This window comes from Entomomonas asaccharolytica, from assembly GCF_016653615.1.
Taxonomy (GTDB): domain Bacteria; phylum Pseudomonadota; class Gammaproteobacteria; order Pseudomonadales; family Pseudomonadaceae; genus Entomomonas; species Entomomonas asaccharolytica.
Map to the genome: position 1 here is coordinate 2,444,236 of NZ_CP067393.1, position 13,617 is coordinate 2,457,852.

Below are 13,617 nucleotides of genomic sequence, written 5' to 3' on the forward strand. Positions count from 1 at the left end.
ATTACCTCCTTAAATTAGAAAACTGTGCGATAGATTGATCACTCGCCATTAAATTATCAGGCGTGATATTCATCATACGCAATGTGCCAGACATCACTTTACTAAACACAGGGGCGGCAATTAGACCACCAAAATAGCCCACTTTAGTCGGCTCATCAATCACTACCACCATAGCAAAACGTGGATTAGTCGCAGGGGCTATACCTGCAAAAAATGAACGATAGTGATTTTCACCATAGCCTTTATTAACAATCGTTTTTCTTGCTGTACCGCTTTTACCTGCTATGTGATAACCATTAACACGTGCCCGAAATACACCGCCTTCATCTTCAACAACTGCTTGCAACATGTTAAGTACGGTTTTAGAAATAGCAGGATCAATAACTTGTGTACCTACTGGAATTTCATCCCTCTTAATCAGAGAAAGCGGTAAATTCACCCCATTATTAGCCAAGGTAGCATAAGCATGGGCTAACTGAACGGGTGTTACTGAAAGACCATAGCCATATGATAAAGTAGCTGTTTCTGCTGGCCCCCATTTACGGTGAACAGGTAATGAACCTGTTGACTCTCCAGGGAATCCTAAGCCTGTCGTTTCCCCAAAACCTACTTTTTTCATTGTTTCATAAATAGGTTCAGCGCCAATATCAAAGGCAATCTTACTCATACCAATATTACTAGATTTCTTTAAAACACCTGTTAAATCTAGAATAGTAGCGCGCGATACGTCTTTAATTGTATAGTGACCAACTTTTAACTGACCGCCTGTCACATTGACAGTATCTTCTGGTTTCCAACGTCCTGTGGCTAAAGCAGCCGCCATCGAAAATGGTTTTACTGTAGAACCTGGTTCAAAGGCATCTAACATCGCACGATTACGTACTTCTTCTGGTCTTAATTGGCTGCGATTATTAGGGTTATAAGTAGGCTGATTCGCTAATGCTAAAATTTCACCTGTTTTAATATCAATCAATACTAAACTAGCCGAATTAGCCCCATACTCTTCCATGGCATTGTGTAATTCACGAATGGCAAGATATTGTAGTCTTAAATCAATGGATAACTCGATTTGTTTACCTGGTTTAGCACGGCTAACAATTTGCAAGTCTTTAATTAAATGACCGCGACGATCTTTTAACACTTCACGCTTACCAGAAACACCTGTTAACCAGCCATCATAGGCAAGCTCAACCCCTTCTCTACCTTTATCATCAATATCAGTAAAACCGATTAAATGAGAGACTGTATCTCCAGCAGGGTAAAAACGACGATACTCCTCAAGGGAGTATACGCCAGTAAATTCTTGTTGTAGGATCTCATTTCCCTTATCAGGGTCTAATCCCCTAGCAAGGTAAATAAACTCCCTATCATCATTCTTTTTAATTTTTTCTGATAATGTTTTAACATTCTGTCCTAATGATTTTGCTAGCTTAGGCCATTCATCTGGCTTTTGTGATAGCTCTTTAGGATTAGCCCATAAACTAATAACAGGTGTACTTACTGCAAGGTATTGACCATTACGGTCTGTAATCATGCCACGATGGGCTGAAATTGGCATATAACGCACTGATCTTAAATCGCCTTGTAATTTAAGAAACTCATTATTAATAACATGGCGATCAAGCAATTTCCAAACAATAGCCCCTACCATCAGTGCTAATAACACTAATACAAATTTAAAACGCCCTGGATAACTATTTGTATTGGCTGTCATTGGCCTATTATCCTTACATCATTAGGGACTGGAATATGCATGGTTAGCTGATTAACGGCTATTCTCTCAACACGACTATAAGCCGTCCAAGTACTTTGTTCTAAAATTAAGCGACCCCATTCTGCTTGTGCTTTATTGTAAATACTCATATTTTGATAAAGCTCATTTAGCAGTTGTCTATTTTTATGACTGGTATAAATGACCATTACTGCTGAAACCAATACAGCAATAAAAAGTATTAGCATTAATAAACTGCCTTGTGGCATGGCACTTTGTTTTTTATCCATTACCTTAACTTCTCTGCAGTTCTTAATACAGCACTACGAGAGCGAGGATTACTTTTTACCTCCTGCTCACTAGCGTAAATTGGCTTACCAATTATCTGTAACTTTGCCTCAAAAGGTTTTACCTGTATGGGTAAATCCCTTGGTAATTGGTCAACTTCACCTTTTACCTGCCTCCGCATAAATTGTTTTACAATACGATCTTCCAATGAATGAAAGCTAATTACTGCTAATCGACCACCAACTGCTAGAACATCAAGTGCTGCTTGTAAACCGTGTTCTAAATCGCCTAATTCATTATTTACAAAGATACGAATTGCTTGAAATGCACGAGTTGCTGGATGTTTACCCTTTTCCCAAGCGGGATTAGCTACCGTTATAACGTCCGCTAAATCTAATGTCCGCTCAAATGGTTTAACTTCCCTTCTCTGTACAATCGCTCTTGCCATTCTTTTAGCAAAACGCTCTTCACCATAATCTTTAAACACTCGGCTAATTTCATCTTCACTGGCTGATGCGATCCACTCTTTAGCGCTGATACCTGACTGCGGATTCATGCGCATATCTAATGGACCATCTTGATTAAAACTAAAGCCACGATCTGCATCATCTAACTGTGGTGATGAAACACCTAAATCTAATAAAACTCCTGATACCTTCCCTGCTAAACCACGTTTTTCTAATTCTTCTTTCATTGCAGCAAAAGAAGTTTGGATAATTGAAAAACGTTTATCCTCAGCCATTAATAAATTTCCCGTATTAATGGCAAGTGGATCTTTATCAAATCCTATCAACTGACCTTGCTTACCTAACCGACTAAGAATCAATCGGCTATGACCACCACGACCAAAAGTACCGTCCACATAACAACCATCGGCCACTATGGCAAGCTGTTCAACGGCTTCATTCAACAACACCGTTGTATGAGTAAAATTTTGTGTTGTCATGGTCGTTATAAAATTAAGTCACGTAATTCTTCTGGTAAACCACCAGCTTCTTTTATGGCTGCCATATCATCTAGCTCAATAGCATTCCATGTATCTTCATCCCAAAGCTGAAACTTATTCAGTTGTCCTACTAGAACAACTTTTTTATCCAACTCTGCTCGTGCTCTTAAACGGGGAGGTATTAAAAAACGCCCATTACCATCCAACTCAACATCTTGAGCACTACCAATCAAGGTACGGTGTAAACGACGGGTTTCTTCACGTAAAGAAGGCATTTGACGGAGCTTACTTTCAATAAGCTCCCACTCTGGTAATGGATAAATATTTAAACAAGGGTCAACTGCATCAACGGTTACAATAAGCTTGCCTGAGCAGCGCACACTTAGCTCGTCACGATACCTACTAGGCATCGCTACACGACCTTTAGCGTCTAAACTGACTGCATTAGCTCCGCGAAACAATTATTGAATCCTCATTTTCTACTTTCTTTACCACTAAAAGAGATTATTTAACCACTTTCTACCCTTTTTTACCACTTTAAACCACTTATGCACACTATAGAAACCAATGCAACATCAGTCAAGTACAATCTGCATAAAAATCAGTAAATACACCTGTTCTTGACTAAAGTTTGATAATCATTACTTGGTTTTTTTACAGGAAAATTAGTACAACAAAAATAACAATAAGAAAATTTATTAGGAGTTAACAAATAATAGATTTAAGTAATTAATAATTATTAAAAAAACAGATTCTTTATCCATTAATAGCTAATAGGGTATTCCTAAAAAACACGCTATACTAAAAAAATTATTCATTGAGTAAGGGTAAGATATGCGTCATCTATTATTACTTGTGTTAGGTTGTTTATTTTCAGTGCAAGTATTTGCATTTGGTGCTACTACGAATGCCATTAATGATATTGCCACCTCAGGTAGTACAGCAGGTACTTCAGGTTCAGCAGCATCCACAGATACCAGCAAGCGAGATAAAATTATTGAACAAGCACAAAATGATGCGGCTGCTTTTGTGGGTAGCAATGGCAAAATACGTGGTGTATATTTAGAAGTAGCATTACAACACCTTCGCCAACACTATCACGTAGCTAATCATATTGCTGATTTGACACTAGCTGAAGCGATTTTGACCTATTAAGTAAATGAATTAAAAATAATAATCTAATTAACTACTCTGTACTAATACTCCTCTATATTATTAGTAGTTGAGTTTTGCTTAGTTGTACTATAATTCTAACGATATTCTAATTTATAAAAGCCTATGCCTATGTCAAGACATCCTTCTAAATCAAAATTTACAGGCTCTTTAGACGCTATTATCCGCCCTTTAGTAACGGTAGACATTGCTATTTTTACGGTTAAAGATGAGCAACTACAGGTTTTACTGGTGAAACGTCCTAATGTTGAGCAAGAACCTTTTGCTAATTACTGGGCATTACCAGGTGGTTTGTTGGATGTCGCTATAGATCAAGATTTAAATGGTTGTGCTTTACGTAAATTAAAAGAAAAAACCAATGTTGATACGCCTTATCTTGAGCAAGTAGGCGCTTGGGGTAGTAATAATCGAGATCCTCGAGGCTGGTCTGTTACCCATGTTTATTTTGCCTTATTAAGTGCTGACAAAGTTATCTTACAACAAGGCGGTAATGCGACTGAAGTTGCTTGGTTTCCAATCACCAATGATAACATTCAAAAACAACTCGCCTTTGATCATAATGAACTACTGAGTAATGCCATTCAACGCTTACAAGCAAAAGTAGAGTACACTTCTTTGCCTGCTTTTTTGCTACCTGATGAATTTACATTACCTGACTTACAAAAAGTCTATGAAATAGTGCTAAACCGCCAGCTTGATAAAAGCTCGTTCCGTACACGTATTCTAGCTACCAGTTTAGTAGAACCTGTCACCAATAAAATGCGACCTGCTACCAATCGTCCTGCACAAATTTATCGATTAACGAATCCTGATAGACTGACTTACTTTCCACGTAGCTTTAAATACAATGAGAAAACGCTAAAATCATAATAATGATTACAGCAATGCCTTTGTCTATTGAGCTAACAGACTAACCCCTATGGTGATTACGAAAATAGTTAATTAACCCTTGGGTTGAGGTATCTTCAGCAGGAGTAGGTTGATAATCTGTTAAGCCTTTATAAACAGCTAAGCCTAATTCTTTGCCTAATTCTACACCCCACTGATCAAATGCATTAATTCCCCAAATCACACTCTGCACAAATACTTTGTGTTCATATAAAGCGACTAATGCACCTAAACTACGCGGGCTTACACGCTCCAAAACCAATGTATTAGAAGGTCTATTGCCCGCAATAACTTTATGAGGTGCTAATTTCTCTATTTGTTCGGCTGAATAGCCTTTTGCTGTTAATTCTTGCTCAACTTGTTGTTTATTTTTACCTAACATCAATGCTTGGCTTTGGCTTAAACAGTTTGCATAGAGCCACTGATGATGATTATTTACTGGATTAGCACTGACCACAGGAACAATAAAATCAACCGAAATAAAGCGTGTTCCTTGATGTAATAATTGATGATAGGCATGCTGGCCATTACAACCTACACCACCCCATATAATAGGCCCGCTATCAATTGTTAATGGACTACCATCTTGGCGCACACCTTTGCCATTAGACTCCATATCTAATTGCTGCAGATGCCTTACAAAATCTCTTAAATTGTGGTCATAAGGTAAAATAGCATGGCTTTGTGCATTAAAGAAATTACTATACCAAACACCTAATAATGCCATTAATACGGGCATATTTTTCTCAAAAGGTGCTGTTAGAAAGTGCTGATCCATCATGTAAGCACCTGCTAACAATTCTTTAAAGTTCGACATACCTACACTTAAAGCGATGGGTAAACCAATTGCTGACCAGAGCGAATAACGGCCACCTACCCAATCCCACATTGGGAAAATATTTTCTTTAGCAATACCAAATTCAACAGCCGCTTTTACATTAGATGACACAGCAATAAAGTGCCTTGCTAAATCTTTTTCTGTACCACCTTGGGCAAAAAACCAATGTCTTGCCGCTTGCGCATTTTTTAATGTTTCTAATGTGCCAAATGATTTACTGGAAACAATAAATAGGGTAGTTTCAGCATTTAATTCAGCCACTACTTCCCTAAACTCACTGCCATCAATATTGGCTAAATAATGGCAAGTTACTCCCTTTTGCGCAAAAGGCAATAACCCCTCTGATACCAACATAGGGCCTAAAAACGAACCGCCAATCCCAATATTCACCACATCAGTAATAGGTTTTTCTGTAAAACCACGCCATAACTTGTTATGAATACTATTAACCAGCTCAGTCATTTGATGTAGAACTTGATGCACCTCTGGCATAATATCTACATCATTGATAAACACTTGATCGCCATAAGGTCTTCTAAGAGCCGTATGTAAAGCCGCTCTATTCTCAGAGGCATTGACAAACTTACCTGAGAATAAATCTGCTCTTGCTTGTGTTAAACCTACATCATTCGCTAATTTGACTAATAATTGGATGGTTTCTTTAGTGATTAAATTTTTAGAATAATCAAACAGTAACTCACAACCTTCTAATGAAAACTCCTTAAAACGATTAGTGTTTTCAGAAAATGCTTGGCGCATATCAAACTTTTTCATTAACTGGTAATGTTCAGTTAATGCTTGCCAAGCTGAAAGCTTAGTAACATCTTGTGGTTGTATATAGTAAGGCACTGTCATCAATTCCTTGCCGATTAATTTGATGGTTAACGTTATTATAATATCATTTATATATTAACTAATAACCATTATAATGGTTAAGTTAGATAAAAGTATCTAACACACTACTTAAATCTCTTACTACAGGAGAACCATCATGAATACTTTTAACAATAAAGGCTTTTTTTGAGCCAACCAGCAAACGCCGTAAAGGCTTCCCATCAGAAACCAACGTTAAACGTGGCTTAGTTCGTACAGTTCACGGTGATAAAGTGCTAGAAGAAAAACTAGGGCGTAATGATCCTTGCCCTTGTGGCTCTGGCCATACCTTTCAAAAAATGTTGCCTTAAAACGGGTTGTTTTCGATGGCAGTAATCGTCATGATTATTACCGTAGATAATTAAATAAAAAAGCGCTTCATAACTTGAAGCGCTTTTATCAACAATAGACTGTAGTGGCTATTAGAACTTATACTCAAAACCAACTACTAATGCATCATCACTGGCATGTGCATATTCCTCTCTATTATAAGAAACATTAACCGCCCATGAGTTGCCAGATTTTAAAATACCTGTTGTTTTTAATCCCACTCCCATCATTAAAGCATTTTGCTCTTGTTTTCTAGATTTAACTTCAAAGGGTGCAGTAGCTGGACCACTAGAGCTTAACAAGCTAGCACTGGTAGTAAGTTTTTTAGGGCCATAGTTACTTCTCCAGCCTAACATGATATTAGGTGATACCACTGCTTTATCATTTATAGCAAAATCTTGGGCTAATCTTGCACCCATGTTAGTGGTAAAGAAATCCGTACTAATATTTTGTACTTTCGCATTTATTGCCCCACTATGCTCAGTAAAGCATTGTTGATGCATCCATACTTGTCTACCTGCCACAAAAGGAGTTAAACGACCATTTTTCCAAGGTTCAATATCATAGGCTAACTCGAGGCCAACACTGTATATATTTTGTTTAAAATTACCTTTACTGGCAGCTAAACCACCAGGGTATCTTTTCATATCATTATCATGATAGGAATAGGCTAAATCTAATGTAGTGTGGAAACCATTTGCTAAAGAATAACGGCCAAAAATACCAAAATGCCCTGCTTTAGAGTCTGCATCAGCACTTAACTCGCGGAAATTAGTATCGGTTTTAGTATAGCCTGCATAACCACCTGCACTCCAATTTTCATCAAATTTAAGTGTTACACCACCAATAAAACCATTTGTTCTCGCATCATAACCAGAATAGCCACCTAAATTTCTGGCACTTTGATCGAAACTACCTATATAGCCGCCCCACACATAAAAGTTTTCATCTTCACAGCGTTTACTGTTTTTATCTATTAATAACAGGTTATTTTCCCCACAATGACTAAATGCCATATCTAACGAATTACGGGCTAGCTTAACATGGGTATTCATACTCACTTGCCCTAATGTAATAGCAGCTTCTGGTGGGATAGAGTTGACATCATTACGGATTCTATCAAAATCTCTAGTAAGCACAGTCAACCCTTCATTTGTGTTATGTAACCAATCTTCAATAGAATTAATTGCTTTGTCACCATCAGGACTTAAGCCAGCCAAATTAGGGTTAAATTCCATAGTTAACCAAATATCATTGCCTATGATTTCAAAGATCGCTTTAAAGGATTCATTGGTGTTGTGAATAATATTAATCGCCTCTAACTCAGCTTGAGTTGGCATCTGGCTTGGATCTAAATCCTTAACCATCAAATACCTGCCCACTTGTGCTAATAATGATTTAGGAGAAGAAACCGTGGTGCCTGCTTCAATATTAAATACAGAACTAGAGGACGCACCACTATAATCAAAGATAGCTAAATTAGGATCACGATCTGCAAGATAAATAGAGAACCGCTCATTAGCACCTAAGGTTACATCCATTTGGCTACCATTATGAGCAACTAATGTATAATCAGGACGGAACTGCGTAGCACCCGTACTAAAGTTGATATCAGCAGTACCACCTAAAATATCATTCTTACCACCCCAGTAAAATAAACCTGAATCACTGGTTGCATGCTCTAAACTAAAATTGCCATTGGCCACCGTAATAGGGTCATAAAGAAACACTGAGCCACTGCCAATAATGGACATATTGCCACCGTTATTGAAATAAAAACTATTATTTGACGCGTTGCCTGAGCCATCCGCATTATTGGTGAATATGGTTGATTTTCCAGCATCGGCAGATAAGCTAAACGTTCCGCCATTAGCTACATAAATAGCACCACCATTGCCACTGGCAGTATTAAAACTAAAAGTACTGTTATTAATATTGCCATTTAAACTATCTACACTTAGCGCACCACCGTTTACTGCGCTATTCAGAGAAAACGTTGAGTTACTGATACCGCCATTCAATGTACCAATAGAGCCAGCTCCACCATCACCGTCACTTTGATTACGATAAAAGTTGGAATTAGTAATGCCATTGTTTAACACGCCTGTTACAGAGAAACCACCACCATCTGCACCAGCAATATTATTGGTAATTTCTGCGCTATCAATGCCTGCTAAATTACCATTAACCGCAAAGCCACCACCACTACCATCTGCTTTATTATTAATAAAATTAGTTTTATTGATACTGCCATCAATATTACCGCTAGCAAGATTGAGCCCACCGCCATTACCTACTGACGTATTACCCGTAAAATTTGAATTAATGATACTTCCTGTAATATTTCCTGCTGTTATATTCACAGCGCCACCATCACCACCTGCAGCATTACTTTGAAAACTGGAATTATTTATATCGCCTGTAATATCGCCATTATCGAGGTTGATTGCGCCGCCATTATCGGTATTCGTTTTATTATTAGTAAACTGGCTACCAACAACTCCACCCGTTACACTGCCGTTTGCTAGATTAATAGCACCACCAGAGGTACCTGCTGTATTATTATTAAAACTACTATTAATAATACCACCACCAATATCGCCATTATCAACATGTAATGCACCACCACTACCATTAGTGGCTGTATTATCATTAAAGTTACCTGTAACCTGATTAGTAATTGACCCTGTCCAGATACCGCCGCCACTGCCTGTGGCAGTGTTATTATTAACAATTGCACCATTAATAGTAGCTAAGGTTCCGCCTACATATAAGCCTGCGCCATTACCACCGGCGGTGTTATTAATAAAGAATGAATAGCTTGATAAAGTACCATCAAGATTATTACCCACATATAAGCCACCACCATCGCCACCTGCGGAGTTAGTTGCAAAGTAGTTAGCACTTATATCGCCACTAAAATCATTGCCCACATACATACCTCCACCATTACCAGAGGCTTGGTTACTATCAAAATGGGTATCCCCACCAACACCTTGAATACCACCAGAAAAACTATTTCCTACATAAATACCACCACCATCACCATTAGTGGTTTTATTTGAATCAAAATGGATATTTGTTTTGATACCACCCGATAAATCATTAGCAATATAAACAGCACCACCGCCATTGACACTGACATTATTTCTAAAAGCAGAATTTATAATGCCATTACTCATACTTCCTGCTGTTAAAGCACCGCCTGTACTTGCAGAATTACCATTATTAATTTCGATATTTTGTACTGAGTTAACTGCATTGGTTCCCATATTGATAATGGCAACCGTGTTATTACCTGTTAATCTGCCTGTCTGCCCATCTAATATAAAATTGCTAGCACCACTACTACCATCAATACCAGTGGTGATATTGATTGATTTTGCCTTAGGCGTTAACTGGATACTTCCACTGGTAGTTGCACTATTTTGCAATGCTGTTCTTAAAGAGTCCTCATCAGTAAATACTACTTGCGCCTTCACTGATAAAGAAGCACTAAAAATAGGTACAACACTAATCAAAACAACTTTATGGAATATATTAGAAAATGACATATGGAACCTGACTCATCATTAATTATAGTGTAATCACTAGTACACCTATTTTGCTCCATTCTATTGGCTGCCAATTAATTATCTATTGCATATAAGTCGTAGACTAAAGTAATAAATAAAATCTGCTGACGACCAACTAGAATAAATTATTAAAAATCTATATTGTGTAGCTTATAATTTGTTTATTGATTTGCTTGAAATTTATTAATGGTTAAAGCGTTGCCTAGGAAAATCATCCATATAGACTGTGACTGTTTTTACGCCTCAATAGAAATGCGTGATGATCCAAAGTTAGTTGGCAAACCTATTGCAGTGGGTGGCACTCCAGATAAGCGAGGGGTTGTTGCCACCTGTAATTATGAGGCAAGAGCTTATGGCGTACGCTCTGCCATGTCATCGCAAAAAGCCTACAAACTATGCCCTGATTTACTTTTTATTAGGCCGCGTTTTGATATCTACCGTGCTGTTTCAAAGCAAATACACCAAATATTCCAAGATTACACATCCGTTATAGAACCGCTATCACTGGATGAAGCCTATTTAGATGTTACTGATAGCCCGCTCTACGATAATAGCGCCACACGGATTGCCAAAACCATTCAACAACGAATCTATCAAGAGATTGGCATTACTGCTTCAGCAGGCGTAGCGCCCAATAAATTTTTAGCTAAAATCGCCAGTGACTGGAAAAAACCCAGTGGCTTATTTGTCATCACACCTGACAAAATGGATGATTTTATTCTGCACCTACCTGTTCATAAACTACATGGTGTTGGCAAAGTAACAGCGGTGAAATTAAATCAATTAGGCATTAACACCTGTTATGATTTAAGACAGTGGAGCCGTTCAGAACTACTGCGAGAATTTGGTAGTTTTGGTGAAAGACTTTGGCATCTTGCGCGAGGTATAGATGATCGCCCTGTTAAAACACACCGTCGCCAATCAGTAAGTGTAGAACGTACTTTCGAAGAAGATTTACCCGACTTGCAACATTGTCTTACAAAACTACCTGAGTTAATAGACGAATTAAATAACCGAATAGCACGCTTAGATAATAGTTATAAAACAGGCAAACCTTTTGTCAAAGTAAAGTTCCACGACTTTACTCAAACAACCCTAGAACAACAAGGCGCACCTCTAGACCTTAGCAGTTATCAGACATTACTTAAACAGGCTTTTGAACGTGGCAATAAGCCCGTTAGACTATTAGGCATTGGTACTCGTGTGATTGATTTAAAGGATATTAATATCCAATTAACACTTTTTAACTAGTCTTTAATCAGCTTATGTTAATCAAGGATTTAGTATAATCCTATTTATTTTGCTAAATACAAAAGCTAACTACAATTTATCGTGAGAGATTAATGAAAGCTTTACAATTATATCGCTACAGTTTTTTTGTTTGCTGTATTTTTTTTACTGTTATTACAGCACCTTTTGCTATGATTCATAATTGGTTATGGATGTTTACATTAATAGCTGCTGTATTATCACTGATTGGTATCTATGACCTTTTTCAACCAAAACACTCCGTTTGTCGCAATTACCCTATTTTAGGGCATATGCGCTTTATGATCGAATATATACGGCCAGAAATTCGTCAATACCTTATTGAATCGGATACTGAAGCATTACCATTCAGTCGCCAAGAGCGCTCCTTAGTTTATAGACGAGCTAAAAATTTAGATGCTAATAAAGCATTTGGCACAGTAGAAGATATATACAAAACAGGCTTTGAATTTATAAGCCATTCCATTATACCTGCCACTATTCACGACCCTGAAAGTTTCCGAGTAATGATTGGTACTGACCAATGCAAACAACCTTACTCAGCTTCACTGCTAAATATCTCCGCCATGAGTTTTGGTGCATTAAGCGCTAATGCTATCCGCGCCTTAAATAAAGGGGCTAAAAAAGGTAATTTCGCCCATGATTCTGGCGAAGGCGGCCTGAGCACTTACCACAAAGAAAATGGTGGCGATCTCATTTGGCAAATTGCCAGTGGTTACTTTGGTTGCCGCACCGATGATGGTAAATTTAATCCAGAGCGTTTTGCAGCACAAGCGGCTAACCCACAAATAAAAATGATTGAAATAAAACTCAGTCAAGGTGCCAAACCTGGTCATGGTGGTATGCTTCCGAAAGACAAAGTAACCGCTGAAATTGCTGCTACCCGTGAAGTACCTATGGGACAAGACTGTATCTCTCCCCCTTGCCATAGTGCATTTTCTACGCCCCTTGAACTTATGCAATTTATCGCCCAATTACGTGAGTTAAGTGGTGGCAAGCCGATTGGTTTTAAAATTTGTATAGGGCATCCTTGGGAATTTGCAGCTATTGTAAAAGCCATGCTAGAAACCAAAATATTACCTGACTTTATCGTTGTCGATGGTAAAGAAGGCGGTACAGGTGATGCCCCTGTAGAATTTAGCGATCATATTGGATTACCACTAAGACAAGGTCTTTCTTTCGTTCACAATATCTTAGTAGGTGCCAATTTAAGAGATAAAATTAAAATTGCTGCCAGTGGTAAAATTATCAGTGGCTTTGATATTGTACGTGCGTTAGCAATGGGGGCAGATTGGGTTAACTCAGCACGCGGCTTTATGTTTGCTATTGGTTGTATCCAATCCCAATCATGTAACACCAATAAATGCCCTACTGGTGTTGCTACACAAGATCCATTAAGACAAAATGCACTGGTTGTTCCTGATAAAGCAGAGCGTGTTTATCATTTTCATAAAAACACCTTACATGCCTTTGCTGAAATGCTAGCGGCTACAGGTTTGAATCATCCTACTGAATTAAAGCCACATCACGTGGCAAGACGTATTTCAGATAATGAAATTCGCCTCCTTTCAAATATTGACTATTATTTAAAACAAGGCGAACTATTATCAGGGCAAATTGCTAGCCCTTTCTATTCTGATGTATGGAATATAGCCCAAGCAAACTCATTTGAACCTAACCATAATGTGTAATTGTTAGAGTGATTATCGGCAAACGGACTATGTTC

Annotated in this window: 11 protein-coding genes; 5 read left to right on the top strand and 6 right to left on the bottom strand. The window is 38.0% G+C overall.

Features of this window, described 5'->3' with window-relative positions:
- Position 1: 1 nt before the first annotated feature.
- The 4 genes from JHT90_RS11330 to mraZ are packed head-to-tail and all read right to left on the bottom strand — an operon-like array spanning position 2 to position 3,406.
- A complete protein-coding gene (locus tag JHT90_RS11330; RefSeq protein ID WP_201091012.1) occupies positions 2-1,714 on the bottom strand; it encodes a peptidoglycan D,D-transpeptidase FtsI family protein in 1,713 nt (570 codons plus the stop codon).
- Positions 1,711-2,001 (bottom strand): cell division protein FtsL, encoded by a 291-nt coding sequence (ftsL, locus tag JHT90_RS11335; protein WP_201091013.1) that lies wholly within the window; start codon positions 1,999-2,001, stop codon positions 1,711-1,713. The genes JHT90_RS11330 and ftsL overlap by 4 nt, the downstream gene beginning before the upstream one ends.
- A complete protein-coding gene (gene rsmH, locus JHT90_RS11340; protein ID WP_201091015.1) occupies positions 2,001-2,945 on the bottom strand; it encodes a 16S rRNA (cytosine(1402)-N(4))-methyltransferase RsmH in 945 nt (314 codons plus the stop codon). The genes ftsL and rsmH overlap by 1 nt, the downstream gene beginning before the upstream one ends.
- A 5-nt stretch (positions 2,946-2,950) precedes the next feature.
- A complete protein-coding gene (mraZ, locus tag JHT90_RS11345) occupies positions 2,951-3,406 on the bottom strand; it encodes a division/cell wall cluster transcriptional repressor MraZ (RefSeq protein ID WP_201091016.1) in 456 nt (151 codons plus the stop codon).
- 373 nt (positions 3,407-3,779) lie between these two features.
- Between mraZ and JHT90_RS11350 the strand changes: the two genes are divergently transcribed.
- Complete coding sequence (locus JHT90_RS11350) at positions 3,780-4,100, top strand: DUF2388 domain-containing protein (protein ID WP_201091017.1); 321 nt, start codon at positions 3,780-3,782, stop codon at positions 4,098-4,100.
- Between the two features lie 129 nt (positions 4,101-4,229).
- Positions 4,230-4,988 (top strand): NUDIX hydrolase, encoded by a 759-nt coding sequence (locus JHT90_RS11355; RefSeq protein WP_201091022.1) that lies wholly within the window; start codon positions 4,230-4,232, stop codon positions 4,986-4,988.
- A gap of 40 nt (positions 4,989-5,028) precedes the next feature.
- Here JHT90_RS11355 and pgi read toward each other — a convergent pair whose 3' ends face one another.
- Positions 5,029-6,693, bottom strand: a complete 1,665-nt coding sequence (pgi, locus tag JHT90_RS11360; RefSeq protein ID WP_201095865.1) for a glucose-6-phosphate isomerase — start codon at positions 6,691-6,693, stop codon at positions 5,029-5,031.
- Positions 6,694-6,950: 257 nt separating this feature from the next.
- Here pgi and JHT90_RS15420 point away from each other — a divergent pair, with 257 nt between their 5' ends.
- Complete coding sequence (locus JHT90_RS15420; RefSeq protein ID WP_379971721.1) at positions 6,951-7,028, top strand: SEC-C metal-binding domain-containing protein; 78 nt, start codon at positions 6,951-6,953, stop codon at positions 7,026-7,028.
- A 111-nt stretch (positions 7,029-7,139) separates the two neighbouring features.
- On the opposite strand, the gene JHT90_RS11370 is transcribed toward JHT90_RS15420, so the two are convergent.
- Positions 7,140-10,601 (bottom strand): autotransporter domain-containing protein, encoded by a 3,462-nt coding sequence (locus tag JHT90_RS11370; protein ID WP_201091027.1) that lies wholly within the window; start codon positions 10,599-10,601, stop codon positions 7,140-7,142.
- A gap of 207 nt (positions 10,602-10,808) precedes the next feature.
- On the opposite strand from JHT90_RS11370, the gene dinB reads away from it, so the two are divergent.
- On the top strand, positions 10,809-11,873 hold the full coding sequence (gene dinB / locus JHT90_RS11375) for a DNA polymerase IV (protein WP_201091033.1): 1,065 nt from the start codon (positions 10,809-10,811) through the stop codon (positions 11,871-11,873).
- A 92-nt stretch (positions 11,874-11,965) separates the two neighbouring features.
- Positions 11,966-13,582, top strand: coding sequence for an FMN-binding glutamate synthase family protein (locus JHT90_RS11380; RefSeq protein WP_201091035.1), 1,617 nt, complete (start codon positions 11,966-11,968; stop codon positions 13,580-13,582).
- The last annotated feature ends 35 nt before the right edge of the window (positions 13,583-13,617 follow it).